The following is a 20,901-nucleotide window of genomic DNA, read 5'->3' as shown; positions in this document are numbered from 1 at the left end:
CATGTCATCTTCAGCGCGCGCCGCCATGCAGCGCGGCAACGCGCGCGGCGACCATGATCGCCTTCATTTCGCGCACCGCGTTGTCCCAGCCCGCGAAAATCGCGTGCGCGACGATCGCGTGGCCGATGTTCAGTTCGACGATGCCGTCGATCGCGGCGATCTGCTGCACGTTCGTGTAATGCAGCCCGTGACCGGCATTGACCTTCAGGCCGAGCTGCGCGCCGGCCTGTACACCCGCGACGATGCGCTCGTATTCGCGCTGCTGCTCGGCTTCGTCGTGCGCTTCGGCGTAACGGCCCGTATGCAGCTCGATCACCGGCGCGCCCGCTTCGTGCGCGGCACGGATCTGCGTCTCGTCCGGGTCGATGAACAGCGACACGCGCACGCCCACATCGGCAAGCTGCTTGCATGCCGCCCGCACGGCCTCGAAATGGCCGGCGACATCGAGACCGCCTTCGGTCGTCAGTTCCTCGCGCTTCTCGGGCACGAGGCACGCGTCGTGCGGGCGCACTTCGCATGCGATATCGAGCATCTCGGCCGTCACCGCGCATTCGAGATTCATGCGCGTCTTCAGTAGCGGGCGCAGCTTGCGCACATCCGCGTCGACGATGTGGCGGCGATCCTCGCGCAGGTGCAGCGTGATCGCATCCGCACCGGCTTCTTCCGCGGCCAGCGCCGCGCGGATCGGATCGGGATAGGTCGTGCCGCGCGCATTGCGCAGCGTCGCGACGTGGTCGATGTTCACGCCGAGGTCGATGGCGGTGGGCGTTGTCAGGAAGAAGCTCATAGGTTTTGCAGGTCGATCAGGATCTGACGCGTGGCAAGCGGCGTACCGCCGAGATAGGTGTTCAGCAGGAAGCGCATCAGCGTCTTGCTTTGCGCAACCGTCTGGGCTCGATGGTAATCGTCCTGCTCCATATCGAGCAACGTCTGTCCGGAAATCACCGGCCAGTGCGATGGGACTTCGTCGTCCGCATTACGCACGCCGCGCTCGGGATCGAACACGTAGCGGCGGTCGGGCTCGACCGCGCGGCGCGCGACCGTGCGGTTCAGCGCCATCGCGTAGCCGGTCTCGCGCAACAGCACGCGCTCGAACGAGCGCAGCACCTGCACCGCGGGCTCGCCGTGGGCGAGGCGCGTGAGGGTCAGCACGTAGTGATTGAAGAGCGGCGGCTGGGGATCTTCGCGCGCGCAGAATTTCACGAGCAGCTCGTTCGCGTAGAAGCCGCACAGCAGCCCGTCGCCGCCGAGCGGCAGCATCCCGCCGACCCACTCGGCGCCCGTCAGCGTGCGCACCTCGGATTTGCCCGACCAGGACAGCAGCAGCGGCTGGAAGGTCTGCAGGACGCCGCGCAACGCGGAGTGCGGGCGCTTCGCGCCCTTCGCGACGAGCGCGAGCCGGCCATGATCACGCGTCAGCACGTCGATGATCAGGCTCGTTTCCCGATACGGGTAACTGTGCAGCACGAACGCCGGCTGCTCGGCGACGCGGAAATCGGACGTGCGAGACGTCGCGCGCCGCGCCTTGCGCGGCGGTTCGGGCGGTGCCGGCAGCGGCGCGTCGTTCGCGCCGGCCGTCACCGCGTCTTCGGTCGACGTCAGCGCGTCATTCGTACCCATAGGCGCGCAGCCCTGCCTCGTTGTCGGCCCAGCCGCTCTTCACCTTCACGAAGGTCTCGAGGTACACGGGGCCGTCGAACAGCTTCTCCATGTCCATCCGTGCCTCGGTGCTGATCTGCTTGAGCTTCTCGCCCTTCTTGCCGATCACCATCGCCTTGTGCGAATCGCGCTCGACGAGGATCGTCGCGAAGATGCGCTTCAGGCGCCCTTCTTCCTCGAACTTGTCGATCAGCACGGTGCTCGTGTACGGCAGTTCGTCGCCGGTCCAGCGGAACACCTTCTCGCGCAGGATTTCAGCTGCGAGGAAGCGCGAGCTGCGGTCGGTGAGTTCGTCCTCGCCGTAGATCGGCTCGCCTTCCGGCAGGTACGGCTTGATCGTGTCCAGCAGGCGCTTGATGTCTTCCGGGCGCTGCGCCGACAGCGGCACGAGCTCGGTGAATTCGCGCAGCCCGCTCATCTGCTGCATGAACGGGAACAGCGTCGCCTTGTCGGTCACGCGGTCGATCTTGTTCGCGATCAGCAGCGTCGGCATGCCGGGCGGAATCAGGTCGAGCACCTTCTGGTCGTCGGGCCCGAAGCGGCCGGCCTCGATCACGAACAGGATCACGTCGACCGACGTGAGCGTCGACGTGACCGCGCGGTTCAGCGAACGGTTCAGCGCGGTGCTGTGGCGGGTCTGGAAGCCCGGCGTGTCGACGAACACGAATTGCGCGTCGTCGAACGTATTGATGCCGGTGATGCGGTGGCGGGTCGTCTGCGCCTTGCGCGACGTGATGCTGATCTTCTGGCCGACGAGTGCGTTCATCAACGTCGACTTGCCGACGTTCGGGCGGCCCACGATCGCGATCATGCCGCAACGGAAACCGGTAGGAGCGGGAGTGTTCATATCGTTTGGGAGACAGGTTCGGAAACGGCCGCGCGGCGCGCGGCACGATCGATGGGCAATTCAGTGGTCGGCATCGGCCACGCGCGCCTGTGTGGCAGCGAGGCTCGCGCCGCCCGGCGGCGTCTCGGAATCCGGCGCCGCGGCGTCGCGTGTGCGCACAGCCGCGCGCGAAGCGGGGTCGGTACCGGCGGAAGTCTTGTCGGCGGACGCCGCCGCCGGATCGGCCACCTGGCCCGCCGGCTTGTCGGCTGCACGTGCAGCGGGTACGGCTTCCGCGGGCTTCTCCGCAGCCTTGTCGGTTCGCTCGGCCGGCTTGTCGGCAACCTTGTCGGCCGCCGGCTTCGCCGCCCGCTCGCCCTTCTCCGCTGCCGCGTCGACATGCACCGCGCGAATCGCGGCCATCGGCGCCGCGGCCGGCTCGGTACCGGTCGCCGTGGATGCCGCGGGCGCCACACCGGCTGCCCTCGCCTCGCGCGCCGCCGCGCGTTCCTTCCGCTCCGGCGAGCGCAGATCGAGCGCTTCCTGCACGCCCTTCACGCCCGGCACGATTTCGGGTTCGACATGCTTCGACCCGCGCGCGTTTTTCGAGCGCTTCGGCTTGGTGGCCAGCATCGGCGCAGCCGCCATCACTTCATCGAGCGCCTTCTTCGCGGCAGCCTGCTCGGCCGCGCGCCGGCTCGCACCGGAGCCCGACACCTTCACGTCGAGCTTCGGCACCGTGCATTCGACTTCGAATTGCTGATTGTGCGCCGCACCATGCGTCGCGACCACCGTGTAAGTCGGCAGTGCGATCTTGTGCCCCTGCAGGTATTCCTGCAGCAGCGTCTTCGCGTCCTTGCCGAGTGTGCGCGGATCGATGTGGTCGAGAATCGGGATATAGAGGCGTTTGATGACCCCTTGGGCGGCTTCGAAGCCGCCATCGAGGAATACGGCCCCGATGATGGCTTCGAACGCGTCCGCGAGGATCGACGGGCGGCGGAACCCGCCGCTGCGCAGCTCGCCCTCGCCTAGCCGCAGCCCGTCCGAGATATTCAGGGCCTGAGCAATTTCGTACAGCGACTGCTGTTTGACGAGGTTGGCGCGTACGCGCGACAGATCGCCTTCGTCCAACTTGCTGAAACGCTGGAACAAAAGGGCGGCCACCGCGCAATTCAGAACGGAATCGCCGAGAAACTCGAGCCGTTCGTTGTGCGTGGCACTGTGACTACGATGGGTCAAAGCCTGGCGCAACAATTCCGCATTGCGAAATTCGTAGCGCAGCCGGCTTTCCAACTGGGATAGGGGCATGTGCAGGAGTATAACGCGGGCGCCGGTCGGGCCGAAACGGCACGGCCGGACACGAAAAGGCGTGACGAGGCGGTGTTACCGCCGGTTCTTAAAGTAGTTCGGCACTACGCGACGCGGCCTGTGCATCGCGTAGTGCGAGTGAGTCGAATGCGATCAGTTGAAGGAACCGATGCGCTTCAGGTCGCTGAAGTTCATCCAGATGAAGAACGCGCGGCCGACGATGTTCTGGTCCGGCACGAAACCCCAGTAGCGGCTGTCCGCACTGTTGTCGCGGTTGTCGCCCATCATGAAGTAGTGACCGGGCGGCACCTTGCAAATCACACCGCGGCTGTTGTACGTGCAGTTGTCGCGAAACGGATAATCGTATGCGCCCATCACGAACGGCGGCACGGCCGGGTTGTTGAGGATCGCGTTCTTCTTGTTGCCGATCGTTTCCTCGAACTGCTTCGCGTAATTCTGGCGCTCGTCGTCGAAGAAATCGGGCAGCGGCGCTTCGGGCACCGGCTGGCCATTGATCGTGAGCTGCTTGTCCTGATACGCGACGGTATCGCCCGGCAGGCCGATCACGCGCTTGATGTAGTCGACCGACTCGTCCTTCGGATAACGGAACACGACGACGTCGCCGCGCGACAGCGGGCTGCCCTGCGTGATCTTCGTGTTCGTGACCGGCAGGCGCAGCCCGTATTCGAACTTGTTGACGAGGATGAAATCGCCGACGAGCAGCGTCGGCACCATCGAGCCCGACGGAATCTTGAACGGCTCGACGACGAACGAACGCACGACGAACACCGCCAGGATCACCGGGAAGAAGCTCGCCGTGTACTCCAGCCACCACGGCTGACGCAGCTTCTCGTCGCGCAGCTTCGAACGCGTCTGCACGGCATTTTCATCCGCGAAACGCTTGTCGATGCGCGACTGCTGGCGATCGAACTCCTCGATCGCCGAGTCGGCCGCCTTGCGTCGCCGCGGCAGGAACACCAGTTTGTCCAGCACCCACGCTACGCCCGTCAAGACGACGAGCACAAAAAGAATCAGCGCAAAATTCATAAAAGGATCAGTCCTGTTATTTGTCTTCGACGCGCAAGATTGCAAGGAACGCTTCCTGCGGGATCTCGACCGAACCCACCTGCTTCATCCGCTTCTTGCCTTCCTTCTGCTTTTCGAGCAACTTCTTCTTTCGCGTGATGTCGCCGCCGTAGCACTTCGCGAGCACGTTCTTGCGCAGCGCCTTGATGTTCTCGCGCGCGACGATGTGCGCGCCGATCGCGGCCTGGATCGCCACGTCGTACATCTGGCGCGGGATGATCTCGCGCATCTTCGCGGCGACTTCACGACCGCGGTACTGCGACTGCGAACGGTGCACGATGACCGACAGCGCATCGACCTTGTCGCCGTTGATCAGCATGTCGACCTTCACGACGTCCGACGAACGGTATTCCTTGAACTCGTAGTCCATCGACGCATAGCCGCGCGACACCGACTTCAGGCGATCGAAGAAGTCGAGCACGATCTCGGCCATCGGGATCTCGTACGTGAGCTGCACCTGGCGGCCGTGATACTGCATGTTGATCTGCGAGCCGCGCTTCTGCTCGCACAGCGTGATCACCGAGCCCACGTAATCCTGCGGCATGTACAGGTTCACGGTGACGATCGGCTCGCGGACTTCCACGATACGACCGGGCTCCGGCATCTTCGCCGGGTTCTCGACCTTGATCGTCGAGCCGTCGCTCTGCACGACCTCGTAGACGACCGTCGGTGCGGTCGTGATGAGATCCATGTCGAACTCGCGCTCGAGCCGCTCCTGCACGATTTCCATGTGCAGCAACCCGAGGAAGCCGCAGCGGAAACCGAACCCGAGTGCCTGCGACACTTCCGGCTCGTACTGCAGCGATGCGTCGTTCAGCTTCAGCTTCTCGAGCGACTCGCGCAGCGCGTCGTACTGGTTCGCCTCGACCGGATACAGCCCCGCGAACACCTGCGGCTTCACTTCCTTGAAGCCCGGCAGCGGCTCGGTAGCGGCCTTGGCCACATGCGTGACGGTGTCGCCGACCTTCGCGGCCGTCAGCTCCTTGATGCCGGCGATGATGAAGCCCACCTGCCCTGCCGACAGCGATTCGAGATTGCGCGACTTCGGCGTGAACACGCCGACGTGCTCGACCGGATACTGCGCGCCGGTCGCCATCATCTTGATCTTGTCCTTCGGACGCAGCGTGCCGTTGACGATACGCACGAGCATCACGACGCCGACGTAGTTGTCGAACCACGAATCGATGATGAGCGCCTGCAGCGGCGCGGCCGGATCGCCCTTCGGCGGCGGCACCTTCGCGATCAGCGACTCGAGCACGTCCTCGACGCCGAGACCCGTCTTCGCGCTGCAGCGCGTCGCGTCGGTCGCGTCGATGCCGATCACGTCCTCGATCTCCTCGATCGCGTTCTCGGGGTTCGCGGCCGGCAAGTCGATCTTGTTCAGCACCGGGACGACCTCGACGCCGAGCTCGATCGCCGTATAGCAGTTCGCGACCGTCTGCGCCTCGACGCCCTGGCTCGCATCGACGACCAGCAGCGCGCCTTCGCACGCGGACAGCGAACGGCTGACTTCGTACGAGAAGTCGACGTGCCCCGGCGTGTCGATCAGGTTCAGGTTGTAGACCTTGCCGTCGCGCGCGCGATAGGACAACGCGGCTGTCTGTGCCTTGATCGTGATGCCGCGCTCGCGCTCGATATCCATCGAGTCGAGCACCTGCGCTTCCATTTCACGGTCGGCGAGGCCGCCGCATACCTGGATGATGCGATCCGCGAGCGTCGACTTGCCATGGTCGATGTGCGCGATGATCGAGAAATTGCGAATATGATCCATTCAGTGCCGATCAAGCGAAAAAGGCGCGCTCGACGACCGCGGAGCACGCCTTGTAAGTCGGTGAAAAAACGGCTTATTTTAGCCGAAAAGGCCTTCGCCGGGCGGGATTTCGGACGCCGCGCCGCGCGGTGGCCCGCCGAGGGGGGTGCCCGTCGGGTCAAGCCCCGTGCGAAACGACGCCCGCTGGCGGCAGGTCAGGCTCGGCGCCGGGCCGCAAGCGCGTCGCGCACCTTCGCGGCGTCGAACCGGTGACGACACACTTCTGCCCCATCCAGCAGCAGCACCGGCACGTCCTCGTCGTAGCGGGCGACGAGCGCCGCATCGGCGTCGATGTCGATGTAATCGACCGCGACGCCGAATTCGGCCGCCACCGGCGCCAGTGCGTCGCGCATGTCGTCGCACAGGTGGCACCAGCCGCGGCCGTAGAGCGTGAACATCGGCGCGTTACTTCTGGCGCGGCCGAACCGGCACGAACTGCGTGTTGTCGCCGCGCCGCACGAGCACCGCGACCGCCTTCTGCGGATCGAGCTGCGCGGTCACGTCGGCGAACTGCTTCGCGTTCGTGATGTCGGTGTCGCCGACACGCAGCACGATGTCGCCGCGCTGCAGGCCCGCACGGGCGGCCGGGCCGTCGACGCCGTCGATCTGCACGCCGCTCTTCAACTTCAGCGTCTTCAGCTGCTCCGCCGTCAGGTCACTGACCGTCAGGCCGAGCGAATTGGTCTGGCGCGGCTTCTGCGGCGCGTTCTTGCGCTGCTCGGCCTTCGCCGTCGATTCGGCCGGCGTCTCCGCGATCGTGATCGGCAGATCGCGTGCCTGACCCTTGCGCCATACGCTGACCGTCGCCTTCGTGCCGGGTTTCGTGTCGCCGACCATGCGCGGCAGATCCGACGCCGTGTCGACCGAACGACCATTGAACTTCAGGATGATGTCGCCCGGCTGGATGCCCGCCTTGTCGGCCGGACCGCCCGGCTCGACGCTGCTGACGAGTGCACCTTCGGCCTTCGGCAGCCCGATCGAATCGGCCACGTCCTTCGTCACTTCGCCGATCGCGACCGCGATCCGGCCGCGCGTGACCTTGCCCGTCGCCTTAAGCTGGTCGGCCACGCGCATCGCCTCGTCGATCGGAATCGCGAACGAGATGCCCATGAAGCCGCCGGTACGGCTGTAGATCTGCGAGTTGATGCCGATCACCTCGCCCTGCATGTTGATCAGCGGGCCGCCCGAGTTGCCGGGGTTCACGGCGACGTCGGTCTGGATGAACGGCAGGTAGTCGCCCGTATTGCGGCTCTTCGAGCTGACGATGCCGGCCGTCACGGTGTTGTCGAGACCGAACGGCGAACCGATCGCGACGACCCACTCGCCGACACGCACCTTGTTCGAATCGCCGATCGCGACGACCGGCAGGTTCGACGCCTGGATCTTGACGACCGCGACATCCGTGCGATCGTCGACGCCGATCAGCTTCGCCTTGAATTCGCGCTTGTCGGTCAGCGTCACGTAGATGGTGTCCGCATCGTCGACGACGTGCGCATTGGTCATCACGTAACCGTCGGCCGACACGATGAAGCCCGAGCCGACGCCACGATTCTGCTCGGTGTCGGGCGGATTGTCCGGCGCCGGCGCGTTCTTCGGGTTGCCGCCGCCATTGCCGCTACCGTTGCCGGGCGCCTGCGGCAGCGGAATGCCGAAGAAGCGCCGGAAGAATTCCGACATGTCGCCGTTGTCGAAGCCCGGCGGGAGCATCCCGCGCGGGCCGCTCGTCGGCACGTTGGCTGTGGTCCGGATGTTCACGACGGCCGGCCCGACCTTTTCGACCAGGTCGGCGAAGTCGGGCAGGCTGGCAGCGGGAGCCGTCACCGCGAACGCGGTATGCGGCACGAGCGGCAGGCAGGCAGACAGCGCCGCGGCCGCGAGCCATTTGCGCAGCGTGGGTTTCATCATGTCGGAAGCCGTAGCGTTACTTGGAAGCCTTGTATTCTATGGCAGACGCGAACTGCTGCAACGTAGCCGGCGGCACTTCGCCGAGCACGGTGATCCAGTAGTCGCCGCGGCGCTTCACGAGAACGTTCGTTGCACCGGTGCTGCCCGCGCCTTCCTTGCGTGTATTCTTTTCGGCCGGCTCGATGAAGACCGAGATCGTCGCGAGACCGTCGGTGAAGACGGCCTGATCGACCGGGATCGGCGGCTCGCCCGCGTCGCGCGCAGCCATCGGCCGGCGCACTTCACGAATCTTCTGGAAACCGGCCACGCTCGGTGCGAGCTGCCAGCCCTGCGCTTCCATGTCGACTGTCGCGACCGGCGGACGCACGACCGTCCAGCCGTTCAGATTGCGCATGCCGGCCGCGATCGCGGCCTTGTCGCCGCTTGCGCCGCCCGCCTGCAATTGCGAGAACGCGATCTGCTCGAGCACGTGATCGTTCGCATCGAGCGTCTGCGAACGCAGCAGCAGCCCGGTGCGCGCATCGGCCCACAGCTTGTACGTGAAGCGGTACGCATCCTTCGGCACGAGCTCGACGACCTGCGCGTCGATCCCCGCCACGCGATCCTTGCCGAGCGACTTCGCGTCGTAGACGGACATCACGTGCTCGCCGCTCGCGCCGAGCAGCGCGGGGAACGAGTCGCGCGTCTGACGGCGCTCGACCACGCACAGCTTGCGCTCGGGCACGAACGTGTACAGCTCGTCGTTATGGCGCAGCAGCTTGCGCGGCTTGCCGTCGAGCGTCTCGATGCGTTCGAACTCGCCGTCGCGGGACGCGACGTGCGCGATGCGCGACGACTGCACATACCCGCCGCGCTGGTAGACGAACGTGCCTTCGTAGCTCTGCTGCTGCGCCGCCTGCTGGACGCGGTCGAGCCAGTCCGCGGCACCCTTGCGGGTCGCGACGGGGTCGTCCGGTTGCTGGGCGCTGGCAGGAAGGGATTGAACGGACAACAGGGCGGCTGCGCAAAGCAGGAGGGCCGGCAGCCGCTTCCATCCGGAGATGGCGTGATTCAACTGCAATGTCCGCATCGGGTTTATTGGCCTGGCGTGGTGGTCACGGCAGCGCGGATCAGCGGCATCGAACCCGTGACGACGGGCTGCTGCGCGAATTGCTGATGCGCTTCAAGGTATTGGTCGAGGCTGGCGTCGCGAATGATGTTGACGTCCTGCAGCCCCGGCTGGGCCGATGCCTGCGCAACCGTCACGCGCTGCAGGTTGCCGCCTTGCGGCGCACCGGCCGATGCGACCTGGACGGCGCCCGGGGCACCGGCCGTCTGCATTTGCGGGACGACGATCCACGTCAGCGTGGCCGCGGCAGCGGCGACCGCGAACGCGGGCACGACGCGCCGGCGCAGCGACAGCAGCTTGCGCGCGACGGGCGCGGCCGCCGGTGCGAGCAGGTGCGGCTCGCTTTCCAGCGCAGCCGACATGCGCGCGGTGAACGCAACGCTCAGCGCGGGCGACAGCGCCAGTTCGTCCGAGCGCAGCGCATCGCCGATCAGGTGGTAATGGGCCCACGCAGCGCGATCCGCGCGGTTGAGCTCAGCCAGAAACTGCCCGTTGTCCGGGCCATCGAACATTTCGCCGTCGACCAGCGCGGAAAGGCGCTCGCCGCGCGAGGACGCTTGCGACTGCGTATTGACCGACCCCATGATGCTCCCCATCTTGCACACCCCGTCGTGACTTCACGACTCTATCCGTAACTAGACCCCGACCCGCGTCGCTCCGCCTGTCGCGCTTACCAGCGCTTGCCTTCGGGCGTATCGAGCAGCGGACGCAATTTGGCAGCGATTGCCTCGCGTGCACGGAAGATCCGCGACCGGACCGTCCCGATCGGACAGCCCATCATTTCCGCGATCTCTTCGTAGCTCAGGCCCTCGATCTCGCGCAGCGTAATTGCCTGGCGCAGTTCTTCGGGCAGCAGAGCCATGGCAGCGTTGACCGTCTCGGCAATCTGCTTGCTCATCAACATCGACTCAGGCGTGTTGATATCCCTTAGTTGGTCTGCGTCGGAGAAAGTTTCCGCTTCCTCCGCATCGGCCTCGGTCGAGGTCGGTGCCCGGCGGCCTTGCGTCGCAAGGTAGTTCTTCGCCGTGTTGACGGCAATTCGGTACAACCACGTATAGAACGCCGATTCGCCGCGAAATTGCGGCAGCGCACGATACGCCTTGATGAACGCGTCCTGGGCCACATCCTCGACCTCGGCGGGATCCCGCACGAGGCGCGAGATCAGCCGAATGATCTTGCGGTGGTATTTGGAGACCAGGAGTTCGAACGCTGCCTTGTCGCCCTTCTGTACGCGCTCGACCAGAGCCTGATCGATTTCTTTTTCACTCACCTGACAAATCCGTTAACTAGGGATGCAACGCGGAGCAATATTGTAGCGTTCCCGCGCCGGCCGCTGGTTACGGTCCGTAACCGCGCCGCCGTCACGCCCGCCCCGCCGCGCCCGCCGTTCTCGCCAGCACGGAAAGCGCGCTGAACGATACGGCGTCGAGCGCATCGGCTGGAATCAGCAGCGGCCGGGCCCGCCGGGCACCCTGCCCGACCGACAGCACCAGCAACAGGCTGCTCCAGTGCGCATGGCCCGTCACGCGGCCGCGGGCCAGCAGGCGCCCGGTGCGGCCAAACGCCGCAATTTCCCCGAATGCGTCGATCCTCAGCTCGGCCGGCAGCCGGCGGGCACAGGCCCGCGCGGCGCACACGGCCAGCAGCGCTGCCGTCGCGGCCGACACGCATGCGCCGGCGGCAGCGCCCGCGCGCGGTGCCCAGAACAGGTAGACCGACGCGGCAGCCGACGCGACGAACGCGGCCAGCACGAGATACGACACGGCCGAGGCCCGCAACGCAAAGCGTTGCGGGCGCCCGGCCGGAGCATCGAATGGACTCGTCAAGCGATTGCAGCGTCAGACGCGCTTGAACACCAGCGTGCCGTTGGTACCGCCGAAGCCGAAGTTGTTCTTCACGGCGACGTCGATCTTCATGTCACGCGCGGTGTTCGCGCAGTAATCGAGATCGCACTCCGGGTCCTGGTTGAAGATGTTGATGGTCGGCGGCGACACGTTGTTGTGCAGCGCCAGCACCGTGAACACCGATTCGAGGCCGCCCGCGCCGCCCAGCAGGTGGCCCGTCATCGACTTCGTCGAGTTCACGACGAGCTTGTACGCATGCTCGCCGAAGGCCGCCTTCACCGCGTCGGACTCGTTCTTGTCGCCCAGCGGCGTCGACGTGCCGTGCGCGTTCAGGTACTGGACCTCATCCGCGTTCAGGCCGGCGTCGCGCAGTGCCGCGACCATGCAACGGCGCGGGCCGTCCATGTTCGGTGCGGTCATGTGGTACGCGTCGCCCGTCATGCCGAAGCCCACGACTTCCGCATAGATCTTCGCGCCACGCGCCTTCGCCGATTCGTACTCTTCGAGCACCATCACGCCCGAGCCCTCGCCCAGCACGAAGCCGTCGCGGTCCTTGTCCCACGGACGGGACGCAGTAGCGGGATCGTCGTTGCGGGTCGACAGCGCACGCGCGGCAGCGAAGCCGCCGATGCCCAGCGGCGACACCGTCGATTCGGCGCCGCCCGCGACCATCACGTCGGCGTCGCCGGCCTGGATCAGGCGCGCGGCGAGGCCGATGCTGTGCAGACCGGTCGTGCAGGCTGTCACGGCCGCGAGGTTCGGGCCCTTCAGGCCGAACATGATGCTCAGGTGGCCCGAGATCATGTTGATGATCGAACCCGGCACGAAGAACGGCGAAATCCGGCGCGCGCCTCGATCGACGTAGGTCTGGTGCGTGTCTTCGATCATCGGCAGGCCGCCGATGCCGGAACCGACCAGCACGCCGATGCGTTCCGCATTGGCTTCGTTCACTTCGAGGCCGCTGTCCCGGAACGCCTGGACGCCGGCTGCGATGCCGTAATGAATGAACGTATCCATGCTGCGGGCATCCTTCGCCGGGATGTACTCCTCGGCGTTGAAACCCTTCACTTCGCCCGCGAAATGGACGGCGAGGTTCGACGGATCGAACTTCGTGACGGTGGCAATACCGGACTTGCCGGCGACGAGATTGGCCCAGCCGTCGGCAACATTATTGCCAACAGGCGAAATCAGCCCCAGGCCTGTAACAACAACACGACGGCGGCTCACGGTAACCTCTTTTCCATTATTGGATGACAAAAACAAAAGCCACAGTGGCCACAGGAATCAGCCCTGCGAGCCCTGTGGCTGTTAGCCCGTCCGGCGCGAAGCCGGCAGGATGGCGCGTCAATCGCGAAGATCGCGGCGACGAGGCGGACAAGCGCGAAAGGCGCCTATTACGCCTTGACGTTTGCGCGAGCGTAGTCGATCGCTTGCTGAACGGTCGTGATCTTCTCTGCTTCTTCGTCCGGGATTTCCATGCCGAACTCGTCTTCCAGAGCCATCACCAGTTCGACCGTGTCGAGCGAGTCGGCGCCCAGGTCGTTCACGAACGAAGCTTCGTTCTTGATCTCGGCTTCCGCGACGCCCAGTTGTTCAGCGACGATCTTCTTGACACGTTGTTCGATGTTATCCATTACCCCTCCGAGGGAAAGTTCAGATTTACAAGTGCGCGCATTTTATCAGGTTTGCTGACGCCAAAACGCGCGTTGGCTTGATGGTCGATCAAGCGCCGATCCGCCTGAAAAACGGGATACGGCGCGGATGGTAAACGAAAACCGTTACGACATGTACATGCCGCCGTTCACGTGCAGCGTCGTACCGGTGATGTAACCGGCCTGCGGCGATGCGAGGAACGCGACGGCATGGGCGATGTCTTCCGGGCTGCCGAGGCGGCCGAGCGGAATCTGGGTCTTGAGCGCGGCCTGCTGTTCTTCCGGCAGCGTCTTCGTCATGTCGGTATCGATGAAGCCCGGCGCCACGCAGTTCACGGTGATGCCGCGGCTGCCGATTTCGCGCGCGAGCGCACGCGTCATGCCCGCGACGCCGGCCTTTGCAGCCGCGTAGTTGACCTGACCCGGGTTACCGGCCGAGCCGACCACCGACGTGATGTTGATGATGCGGCCGCCACGCGCCTTCATCATCGGGCGCAGCACTGCACGCGACAGGCGGAACACCGACTTCAGGTTGGTGTCGATCACCGCGTCCCAGTCCTCGTCCTTCATGCGCATCGCGAGCTGGTCCTGCGTGATGCCCGCGTTGTTGACGAGCACGTTCAGCGCGCCGAATTCCTTCACGGTCGCGTCGATCAGCGCCTCGGCGGCTGCCGCGTCGTTGACGTTCAGCACCGCGCCGCGCCCCGTGACGCCCGCTTCCGCGAACGCCGCGGTGATCGCAGCAGCGCCCGATTCGCTCGTCGCCGTGCCGATCACCGTCGCGCCCAGGCGCGCGAGTTCGAGCGCGATCGAACGGCCGATGCCGCGCGACGCGCCGGTGACGATCGCAACCTGTTTATCGAGAGTCTTGTCCATGAATCGAATATCCGTCTCTTGAGAAAAGGCGCCGCGTCAGGCGGTCACCAGCTTGAGCGCTTCGTCGAGCGACGCCGGATCGAACACCGACGCACCCGTCAGGTTGCCGTCGATGCGCTTCGTCAGGCCGGCGAGTACCTTGCCCGGACCGCATTCGATCACGTGCGTGACGCCGGTGCCGGCGATGTGCTGCACGCACTCGACCCAGCGCACCGGGCCCGCGGCCTGGCGCACCAGCGCGTCCTTGATCGCAGCCGGATCGCTGACCACGGCGACGTCGATGTTGTTGACGACCGGAATCTGCGGCGCCTTGACGTCGACGTTCGCAAGATAGTCGCGCAGCTGGTCCGACGCCGGCTTGAGCAGCGACGAATGGAACGGCGCCGATACCGGCAGCGGCAGTGCGCGCTTTGCGCCCTTCGCCTTCGCGATCTCGCAGGCCTTTTCGACCGCGGCCTTGTTGCCTGCGATAACGACCTGCGCGGGCGCATTGAAGTTCACGGCTTCGACAACGCCAGCTTCCGCTGCTTCGGCGCAGACCGCGCGCACCGTGTCGTCGTCGAGACCCAGGATCGCGGCCATGCCGCCCTGGCCCACCGGCACGGCCGTCTGCATGGCCTGCGCGCGGAAACGCACGAGCGGCACCGCGTCCTTGAACGCGAGCGCGCCGGCTGCGACAAGCGCCGTGTATTCACCGAGGCTGTGGCCGGCGACGATCGACGGCGCCGGGCCGCCTGCCTGTTGCCACGCGCGATAGCACGCATAGGCTGCGGTCAGCATCACGGGCTGCGTGTTGGCGGTGAGATTCAGCTCTTCGGCCGGGCCTTCGGCGATCAGCTTGCCGAGATCCTGATTGAGTGCATCGGACGCTTCCTGGAGCGTCTCGCGCACGATGGCCAGATCGGCGAATGCGTTGAGCATGCCGACCGCCTGCGAGCCCTGCCCCGGAAATACGAATGCAAATTTCATATCGTCCCCAATTGAGTCGATTCGGACGGCGCGCACGAATGGCGCGCCGATGGGATCCGCGCGCAGCAGTCGCGCGCTGCGGATCAGTAGCGGAAGACCGACGCGCCCCAGGTGAAGCCGCCGCCGACGCCTTCGATCAGCACGTGCTGGCCACGCTGGATGCGACCGTCGCGCACCGCGGTGTCGAGCGCCAGCGGGATCGACGCGGCCGACGTGTTGCCGTGCTGGTCGACCGTCACGACCATGCGCTCCTGCGGCAAGCCGAGCTTGCGGCAGGTGCTGGTCATGATGCGAATGTTGGCCTGGTGCGGAATCAGCCAGTCGATCTGCTCGGGCGCGAGATTCGCCTTCGCGAGCGCCTCGATCGCGACCTTCTCGAGCACGTTGACCGCGAGCTTGAACACGGCCTGCCCGTCCATGTACAGGAACGCGCTGCCTTCGATCACGCCACGGTTGACGTTGCCCGGCGTGCAGAGGATGTGCGAATAGCTGCCGTCCGCGTGCAGTGCGCTGCCGAGCACGCCCGGCTCTTCCGACGCGGACAGGATCACCGCGCCCGCGCCGTCGCCGAACAGCACGCAGGTCGTGCGGTCCTTGAAGTCGAGAATGCGCGAGAACGTCTCCGCGCCGATCACGAGCGCGGTGCGGTGCTGGCCGCTGCGGATGAAGCTGTCGGCCGTCGCCATCGCGTACGCGAAGCCCGAACACACGGCCTGCACGTCGAATGCCGCGCCGCCGTTCTTGATGCCGAGCTTGTTCTGCAGCAGGCACGCGGTGCTCGGGAACACGAAATCGGGGGTCGAAGTCGCGACGATGATCAGGTCGATCGACTGCGGATCGATGCCGGCGGCTTCGATCGCGCGACGCGACGCCTCGAACGCGAGGTCGCTGGTCGTCACGTCCGGTGCGGCGAAATGGCGCGCATGGATGCCCGTGCGCGCAACGATCCATTCATCGCTCGTCTCAATACCTTCCTTCGCGAGACGATCGGTCAACTGCTGGTTCGTGACGCGGTCAGGCGGCAGGTAGCTGCCCGTGCCGAGCACGCGGGAATAGAGAGTCGATTGGGCCATTTATGCTTTAGAGGATTGCGCAGCGGAAGGTTCGGCGTGATGGCCTGCGGCGGGGCTTGCATGGCCCGCGCCGCCCGCGTCGTGTTCGCCTTCGCCGAGCGACACTGAATTATCCGCCATCGCGCGCGCGAGGCGCTCCAGCACGCCATTTTTGACGGCATCATACCCGCGTTTGAGCGCCCACTCAAACGCGTAGGCGTCGGCCGAACCGTGGCTCTTGATCACGAGGCTCTTCAGCCCCAGCAGCGCCGCGCCGTTGTACTGGCGGTGGTCGACGCGCTTCTTGAAACGTAGCAGGACAGGCGCGGCGAGCAGCGCCATCAGCTTCGACATCAGCGAACGGCCGAACTCCTCGCGGATGATGTCTGCCAGCATCTGCGCGAGCCCCTCGGACGTCTTCAGCGCGACGTTGCCGACGAAGCCGTCGCACACGATCACGTCTACCGTGCCCTTGTAGATGTCGTTGCCTTCGACGTTGCCGCGGAAATTGAGCGTGCTGGCGCGCAGCAGTTCACCTGCGCGCTTGATCGTCTCGTTGCCCTTGATCACCTCTTCGCCGATGTTCAGCAGGCCGATCGTCGGGCGTTCCTTGCCCTCGAGCGCGGCCACGAGCGCGTGCCCCATCTCCGCGAACTGCAGCAGGTGCTGCGGCTCGCAGTCGACGTTCGCGCCGAGGTCCAGCATCATCGTGTAGCCGGTCGGGTTCGGCAGTGCGGACGCGATCGCGGGCCGCTCGATGCCGGGCAGCGTCTTGAGCACGTAACGGGAAACGGCCATCAGCGCGCCGGTATTGCCGGCGGAGATACAGGCCTGCGCCTCGCCTTCCTTGACGCGGTTGAGCGCGACGCGCATCGAAGAATCCTTCTTCTTGCGCAGCGCCACTTCGACAGGGTCGTCCATCGCCACGACTTCGGTGGCGGGAACGATGGTCAGCGCGGGATCGTCGAGGGCTTTCAGCTTCTTCAGCTGAGCGCGGATCGCGCTTTCGATGCCGACGAGCATCAGGTGCGCATCGGGATGCGCGCGGACGAACTTGACTGCCGCGGGAACGGTCACGGACGGGCCGTGGTCGCCTCCCATGCAATCGATTGTGAGCTTTACGGTCATGGAATGCGACGAATTTCAGGCACAAAAAAGCGGCAGATGAATGCCGCCTTTTTGTCGAGCCAGGAAAGTGTCAAGCGAACCAGTTGTCACGCGAACGGCAAGCGTAGCGCGCAACGCGTGACTTGACGCTTAGTCGTTCTTCGTCTTGACGACTTTCTTGCCGCGATAGTAGCCGTTCGGGCTGACGTGGTGACGCAGATGCACTTCACCCGTGCTCGGCTCGACTGCCAGCGGCGCCGCCGTCAGGAAATCGTGCGAACGATGCATGCCGCGCTTCGACGGCGACTTCTTGTTTTGCTGGACTGCCATGACTAACTCCTAAATAATTTTCCGGATTCTAACACAGCCCGATCCGGCGCTTAACTACCCTGGCCCAAAGCCTTTACGCCTTCCCGCGCCACAACTGCTTAGTGTTTCTTGGTGCCGTCACCGCCCTTCTTCAGCGCTTCCAGCGCTGCGAACGGATTCGGCCGTTTGCCTTCGTCCCCGGCTTCGTCGGACTCTTCGTCCGCCTCTTCCGCAGGACCGCTCGCACCCGACACGAGGCTTTCGTGAACTGCCGGGCAAACCTCGTGCTTGGGCACGAGCGGCAACGAAAGCAGCAATTCCTCTTCGATCAAGTCGACGAGATCGAACTGGCGTGAGCCCACGATCACATCGGCTTCATCGTCGTCGAGCGGAAATTCTTCAGCTTCTTCTTCGGTCGCGACGACCCGGTACGTCATGTCGACGCCGAACGTCTGGTCGTACGGGGTCATGCAGCGCTGGCACGTGAGCCACGCATGGCCGTGCACCGCAAGGCGCAGATACGGCTGCTGCCCATCGGCGCCGTCGTCCTGCAACTCCTTCTGGGTGAACCCTTCCGCCTGCCATGTGAAGACCGTATCGCGATCTGGCGCGTCCGCGGGCACTTCGTTTAACATGCGCGGCAGTTGCGAGAGGCGTACCGCGCCCGCTGCCTGCCGCCCGCTGCGGGCGAATTCGAACAGGTCGATCGCGTGCGGATCAAGCGCCGCAGCAGGTTTGCCAGAAGAAGTGTTCATGTGCGCTCCTGCCTACAGGCTGACTTGCGGATCCGGCTTGGTACCGCTCGCGTACGGCTCATCCGCAGATGACGTACTTTACTTCCGAAGACCCGGCAGGCGCCACCACAACGGAAGCCTGCCGACGAAAAGCGGGAAAGCATACCTGTTTTACCTTTTGCGGTCAATCACTTAAGCTTGCGTCCGCGCAACGCTGCGCAACACCCGACGACTCACCGATCCAACCGACCATGCCGGATACCGTTTGCCGCCCGCCGCGGCTGATTCTTGCCTCCAGTTCACGCTACCGCCGCGCGCTCCTCGAGCGCCTCGGCATCCCCTTCGACGTCGTGTCGCCCGACCTCGACGAAACCCCGCACGACGGCGAAACGCCGGCCGCGACCGCCCTGCGCCTCGCCGGCGCGAAAGCACGCGCCGTCGCTGCGACGATCGACGCGCCGGACGGCGTGCTCGTGATCGGGTCGGACCAGGTCGCGACCTTCGACGGGCTCCAGATCGGCAAGCCCGGCACGCATGAGCGCGCGCTCGCGCAACTCGTGTCGATGCAGGGCCGCGAAGTCGAATTCCACAGCGCGCTCTGCCTGTACGACAGCCGGACGGGCGAAGCGCAGGTCGAGGACATCGTCACGCGCGTGCGCTTCCGCACGCTGCCTGAGGCCGAACTCGACGCGTACCTGCGCGCGGAAACGCCGTACGACGTCGCCGGCAGCGCGAAGTCCGAAGGGCTCGGCATCGCGCTGCTCGACGCGATCGACTCGAACGACCCGACCGCGCTCGTCGGCCTGCCGCTGATCGCGCTCACGCGCATGCTGCGCGCCGCCGAATACCCGTTGTTTGCAACCATCCGTGGAGACCGCGCATGACCGCCGGCACGCTTTACCTCGTCCCGAACACGCTCGGCGAAGGCGACGAATCGATGCTCGCCGCCGTGCTGCCCGCAGCCGTCCAGGCGCGCGCCGGCACGCTCGGCTATTACATCGGCGAGAACGCGAAAACGACGCGCGCGTTTCTGAAGAAGATCGGCACGACGCGCCCGATCCAGGAAATCGAGATCAGCGAACTCAACGTCAATACGCCGGCCGGCGCCATCGACCGGCTGCTCGCGCCCATTCTGGCCGGTGCGGACGCCGGCCTCGTGTCGGAGGCCGGCTGCCCGGCCGTCGCCGACCCCGGTGCGCTGCTGGTGCGCCGCGCGCATGAGCGCGGCGTGAAGGTCGTGCCGCTCGTCGGGCCGAGTTCGATTCTGCTCGCGCTGATGGCATCGGGCCTGAACGGCCAGAGCTTCGCGTTCAACGGCTACCTGCCGGTCGACGCGGCCGCGCGCGCGAAACGCCTGCGCGAACTCGAGCAACTGTCACGCAAGGCGCGCCAGACGCAGATCTTCATCGAAACGCCGTACCGGAATCACGCGATGCTCGACACGCTCGTCGCGACCTGCGCGCCGTCGACGCAGATCTGCGTCGCGGCCGACCTGACCCTCGCGACCGAGACGATCGCGAGCCGCACCGTAGCGGACTGGAAAAAGGCGCCTGCGCCGAATCTGCACAAGCGCCCTGCGATCTTCCTGCTGCTGGCGAACTGAAGCCTTAGCAGACGAACCGCCAAGCGACTGGCGGGCCCTTGCGGCCCGCCCGCTTTCAGTCAGCGCAAGCTGACCGACGCACCACCCGCCGTCAGCGCCTTCATCGCGGCGCCGCCAACGGCCGCGCCGAACTTGCGCGCGACACGGTTCGTCAGGCTTTCCTTCACCGTATAGTCAACGAGATCGGGCGCCTTCAGCACGTCGCGCGCGACCGTGTCGGTCGTGCCGTAGCCGTCGGCCAGCCCGAGCTCGACACTCTTCTCGCCGGTCCAGAACAGGCCCGAGAACATGTCGGGCGTCTCATGCAGCCGCTTGCCGCGGCCATCCTTCACAGCCTTGATGAACTGCGCGTGCACCTGGTCGAGCAATGCCTGCGCATGCGCGTCCATCTTCGGCGTCTCCGGCGAGAACGGGTCGTAGAAGCCCTTGTTTTCGCCCGACGTATGCAGGCGTCGCTCGACGCCGAGCTTGCCCATCAGGCCAGTAAAGCCGAACCCGTCCATCAGCACGCCAATCGACCCGACGATGCTCGCCTTGTCGACGAAGATCTTGTCGGCCGCCGACGCAATGTAATAGCCGCCCGATGCGCACATGTCGGTCACGACGACGTACAGCGGCTTGTCCGGATACTTCGCGCGCAGCCGGCGAATCTCGTCGTAGACCATCCCGGCCTGCACCGGGCTGCCGCCCGGGCTGTTGATCCGCAGCACGACACCGGCGGTGCCGTCGTCGTCGAACGCGGCGTCGAGCGCCGTGTTGATGTCGTCGGCATTCGCGTTGACCCCGGCCGCGATCTCGCCGTCGATCGTCACGAGCGCCGTATGCCGCCCGCTCGAAGAAAACTTCGAATCGCTCGAGAAATCGATCAACGCGAACGCGAACAGCACGAACACGGCGAGGAACGCGAAGCGGAAGAAGATCTTCCAGCGCCGCGCCGCGCGCTGCTCCTTGACCGCCGCGAGCGCGATCCGCTCGAGCGCCGCACGCTCCCAGTTCGGTTCACGGCTGTCGGGACGGGAGGAGGAATCCGGGGAATTCGGTTGGTCGGCCATG

23 protein-coding genes are annotated in these 20,901 nt (G+C 65.5%); 2 read left to right on the top strand and 21 right to left on the bottom strand.

Annotation, left to right across the window (positions count from 1 at the left end; translation table 11 throughout):
- Positions 1–10: 10 nt before the first annotated feature.
- The 20 genes from pdxJ to QZM67_RS24925 form a co-directional block, all read right to left on the bottom strand.
- Positions 11–787, bottom strand: coding sequence for a pyridoxine 5'-phosphate synthase (gene pdxJ, locus QZM67_RS25020; RefSeq protein WP_031400031.1), 777 nt, complete (start codon positions 785–787; stop codon positions 11–13).
- Positions 784–1,620, bottom strand: coding sequence for a DNA repair protein RecO (gene recO / locus QZM67_RS25015; protein WP_043181996.1), 837 nt, complete (start codon positions 1,618–1,620; stop codon positions 784–786). The genes pdxJ and recO overlap by 4 nt, the downstream gene beginning before the upstream one ends.
- On the bottom strand, positions 1,607–2,506 hold the full coding sequence (gene era, locus QZM67_RS25010) for a GTPase Era (protein WP_089450159.1): 900 nt from the start codon (positions 2,504–2,506) through the stop codon (positions 1,607–1,609). The genes recO and era overlap by 14 nt, the downstream gene beginning before the upstream one ends.
- Positions 2,507–2,566: 60 nt before the next feature.
- A complete protein-coding gene (gene rnc / locus QZM67_RS25005) occupies positions 2,567–3,793 on the bottom strand; it encodes a ribonuclease III (protein WP_301807398.1) in 1,227 nt (408 codons plus the stop codon).
- A 153-nt stretch (positions 3,794–3,946) separates the two neighbouring features.
- A complete protein-coding gene (lepB, locus tag QZM67_RS25000; protein WP_043181990.1) occupies positions 3,947–4,840 on the bottom strand; it encodes a signal peptidase I in 894 nt (297 codons plus the stop codon).
- A gap of 16 nt (positions 4,841–4,856) precedes the next feature.
- Positions 4,857–6,650 carry a translation elongation factor 4 gene (lepA, locus tag QZM67_RS24995; protein WP_043181988.1) on the bottom strand — a complete coding sequence of 598 codons (1,794 nt, stop codon included), beginning with the start codon at positions 6,648–6,650 and terminating at the stop codon, positions 4,857–4,859.
- A 194-nt stretch (positions 6,651–6,844) separates the two neighbouring features.
- Positions 6,845–7,087 carry a glutaredoxin family protein gene (locus tag QZM67_RS24990; RefSeq protein ID WP_175023188.1) on the bottom strand — a complete coding sequence of 81 codons (243 nt, stop codon included), beginning with the start codon at positions 7,085–7,087 and terminating at the stop codon, positions 6,845–6,847.
- Positions 7,088–7,094: 7 nt separating this feature from the next.
- A complete protein-coding gene (locus tag QZM67_RS24985) occupies positions 7,095–8,594 on the bottom strand; it encodes a DegQ family serine endoprotease (protein ID WP_043181986.1) in 1,500 nt (499 codons plus the stop codon).
- A 16-nt stretch (positions 8,595–8,610) separates the two neighbouring features.
- The gene (locus tag QZM67_RS24980; RefSeq protein ID WP_175046571.1) at positions 8,611–9,663 is read right to left on the bottom strand and encodes a MucB/RseB C-terminal domain-containing protein; all 1,053 of its coding nucleotides are present in this window, start codon (positions 9,661–9,663) and stop codon (positions 8,611–8,613) included.
- 5 nt (positions 9,664–9,668) lie between these two features.
- Positions 9,669–10,286, bottom strand: a complete 618-nt coding sequence (locus tag QZM67_RS24975; RefSeq protein WP_089450677.1) for a sigma-E factor negative regulatory protein — start codon at positions 10,284–10,286, stop codon at positions 9,669–9,671.
- Positions 10,287–10,372: 86 nt separating this feature from the next.
- Positions 10,373–10,972: an RNA polymerase sigma factor RpoE gene (gene rpoE, locus QZM67_RS24970; protein WP_006490873.1), complete on the bottom strand. Its 600-nt coding sequence runs from the start codon at positions 10,970–10,972 to the stop codon at positions 10,373–10,375.
- A gap of 91 nt (positions 10,973–11,063) precedes the next feature.
- Positions 11,064–11,528: a hypothetical protein gene (locus QZM67_RS24965; RefSeq protein WP_301807381.1), complete on the bottom strand. Its 465-nt coding sequence runs from the start codon at positions 11,526–11,528 to the stop codon at positions 11,064–11,066.
- Between the two features lie 12 nt (positions 11,529–11,540).
- Positions 11,541–12,773, bottom strand: a complete 1,233-nt coding sequence (gene fabF / locus QZM67_RS24960) for a beta-ketoacyl-ACP synthase II (RefSeq protein ID WP_301807378.1) — start codon at positions 12,771–12,773, stop codon at positions 11,541–11,543.
- 167 nt (positions 12,774–12,940) lie between these two features.
- On the bottom strand, positions 12,941–13,180 hold the full coding sequence (gene acpP / locus QZM67_RS24955) for an acyl carrier protein (RefSeq protein ID WP_004197638.1): 240 nt from the start codon (positions 13,178–13,180) through the stop codon (positions 12,941–12,943).
- Between the two features lie 144 nt (positions 13,181–13,324).
- Positions 13,325–14,074, bottom strand: a complete 750-nt coding sequence (gene fabG, locus QZM67_RS24950) for a 3-oxoacyl-ACP reductase FabG (protein ID WP_006476504.1) — start codon at positions 14,072–14,074, stop codon at positions 13,325–13,327.
- A 36-nt stretch (positions 14,075–14,110) separates the two neighbouring features.
- Positions 14,111–15,043 (bottom strand): ACP S-malonyltransferase, encoded by a 933-nt coding sequence (gene fabD / locus QZM67_RS24945; protein ID WP_301807374.1) that lies wholly within the window; start codon positions 15,041–15,043, stop codon positions 14,111–14,113.
- 83 nt (positions 15,044–15,126) lie between these two features.
- Positions 15,127–16,116: a beta-ketoacyl-ACP synthase III gene (locus QZM67_RS24940; protein ID WP_043181967.1), complete on the bottom strand. Its 990-nt coding sequence runs from the start codon at positions 16,114–16,116 to the stop codon at positions 15,127–15,129.
- Complete coding sequence (gene plsX, locus QZM67_RS24935) at positions 16,117–17,223, bottom strand: phosphate acyltransferase PlsX (protein ID WP_175023182.1); 1,107 nt, start codon at positions 17,221–17,223, stop codon at positions 16,117–16,119.
- Between the two features lie 129 nt (positions 17,224–17,352).
- Entirely contained in the window at positions 17,353–17,532 is a 180-nt protein-coding gene (gene rpmF / locus QZM67_RS24930) for a 50S ribosomal protein L32 (RefSeq protein WP_006051932.1), read from the bottom strand.
- A 98-nt stretch (positions 17,533–17,630) separates the two neighbouring features.
- Complete coding sequence (locus QZM67_RS24925) at positions 17,631–18,266, bottom strand: DUF177 domain-containing protein (protein ID WP_175023180.1); 636 nt, start codon at positions 18,264–18,266, stop codon at positions 17,631–17,633.
- 230 nt (positions 18,267–18,496) lie between these two features.
- On the opposite strand from QZM67_RS24925, the gene QZM67_RS24920 reads away from it, so the two are divergent.
- Positions 18,497–19,129, top strand: coding sequence for a Maf-like protein (locus QZM67_RS24920; protein ID WP_175023178.1), 633 nt, complete (start codon positions 18,497–18,499; stop codon positions 19,127–19,129).
- On the top strand, positions 19,126–19,848 hold the full coding sequence (locus QZM67_RS24915; protein ID WP_043181959.1) for an SAM-dependent methyltransferase: 723 nt from the start codon (positions 19,126–19,128) through the stop codon (positions 19,846–19,848). Before QZM67_RS24920 ends, QZM67_RS24915 begins: the two co-directional genes overlap by 4 nt.
- Before the next feature lie 59 nt (positions 19,849–19,907).
- Here QZM67_RS24915 and QZM67_RS24910 read toward each other — a convergent pair whose 3' ends face one another.
- The gene (locus QZM67_RS24910) at positions 19,908–20,900 is read right to left on the bottom strand and encodes a S49 family peptidase (RefSeq protein WP_043181957.1); all 993 of its coding nucleotides are present in this window, start codon (positions 20,898–20,900) and stop codon (positions 19,908–19,910) included.
- Position 20,901 lies beyond the last annotated feature (1 nt).

Origin of the sequence: Burkholderia sp. AU45251 (genome assembly GCF_030482905.1) — a bacterium.
Lineage (GTDB): Bacteria > Pseudomonadota > Gammaproteobacteria > Burkholderiales > Burkholderiaceae > Burkholderia > Burkholderia aenigmatica.
The sequence above is the reverse complement of the archived record's forward strand: the minus strand, read 5'-3'. Positions and strand labels throughout refer to the sequence as shown.

Bases quoted from the DNA above. Each gene is read 5' to 3' on its own strand.
- pdxJ (WP_031400031.1), bottom strand. From the start codon at position 787: ATGAGCTTCTTCCTGACAACGCCCACCGCCATCGACCTCGGCGTGAAC.
- rnc (WP_301807398.1), bottom strand. From the start codon at position 3,793: ATGCCCCTATCCCAGTTGGAAAGCCGGCTGCGCTACGAATTTCGCAAT.
- fabG (WP_006476504.1), bottom strand. From the start codon at position 14,074: ATGGACAAGACTCTCGATAAACAGGTTGCGATCGTCACCGGCGCGTCG.
- QZM67_RS24985 (WP_043181986.1), bottom strand. From the start codon at position 8,594: ATGATGAAACCCACGCTGCGCAAATGGCTCGCGGCCGCGGCGCTGTCT.
- lepB (WP_043181990.1), bottom strand. From the start codon at position 4,840: ATGAATTTTGCGCTGATTCTTTTTGTGCTCGTCGTCTTGACGGGCGTA.
- QZM67_RS24925 (WP_175023180.1), bottom strand. From the start codon at position 18,266: ATGAACACTTCTTCTGGCAAACCTGCTGCGGCGCTTGATCCGCACGCG.
- QZM67_RS24920 (WP_175023178.1), top strand. From the start codon at position 18,497: ATGCCGGATACCGTTTGCCGCCCGCCGCGGCTGATTCTTGCCTCCAGT.
- rpmF (WP_006051932.1), bottom strand. From the start codon at position 17,532: ATGGCAGTCCAGCAAAACAAGAAGTCGCCGTCGAAGCGCGGCATGCAT.
- QZM67_RS24990 (WP_175023188.1), bottom strand. From the start codon at position 7,087: ATGTTCACGCTCTACGGCCGCGGCTGGTGCCACCTGTGCGACGACATG.
- acpP (WP_004197638.1), bottom strand. From the start codon at position 13,180: ATGGATAACATCGAACAACGTGTCAAGAAGATCGTCGCTGAACAACTG.
- QZM67_RS24910 (WP_043181957.1), bottom strand. From the start codon at position 20,900: ATGGCCGACCAACCGAATTCCCCGGATTCCTCCTCCCGTCCCGACAGC.
- fabD (WP_301807374.1), bottom strand. From the start codon at position 15,043: ATGAAATTTGCATTCGTATTTCCGGGGCAGGGCTCGCAGGCGGTCGGC.
- QZM67_RS24940 (WP_043181967.1), bottom strand. From the start codon at position 16,116: ATGGCCCAATCGACTCTCTATTCCCGCGTGCTCGGCACGGGCAGCTAC.
- QZM67_RS24915 (WP_043181959.1), top strand. From the start codon at position 19,126: ATGACCGCCGGCACGCTTTACCTCGTCCCGAACACGCTCGGCGAAGGC.
- plsX (WP_175023182.1), bottom strand. From the start codon at position 17,223: ATGACCGTAAAGCTCACAATCGATTGCATGGGAGGCGACCACGGCCCG.
- lepA (WP_043181988.1), bottom strand. From the start codon at position 6,650: ATGGATCATATTCGCAATTTCTCGATCATCGCGCACATCGACCATGGC.
- era (WP_089450159.1), bottom strand. From the start codon at position 2,506: ATGAACACTCCCGCTCCTACCGGTTTCCGTTGCGGCATGATCGCGATC.
- QZM67_RS24980 (WP_175046571.1), bottom strand. From the start codon at position 9,663: ATGCGGACATTGCAGTTGAATCACGCCATCTCCGGATGGAAGCGGCTG.
- recO (WP_043181996.1), bottom strand. From the start codon at position 1,620: ATGGGTACGAATGACGCGCTGACGTCGACCGAAGACGCGGTGACGGCC.
- QZM67_RS24975 (WP_089450677.1), bottom strand. From the start codon at position 10,286: ATGGGGTCGGTCAATACGCAGTCGCAAGCGTCCTCGCGCGGCGAGCGC.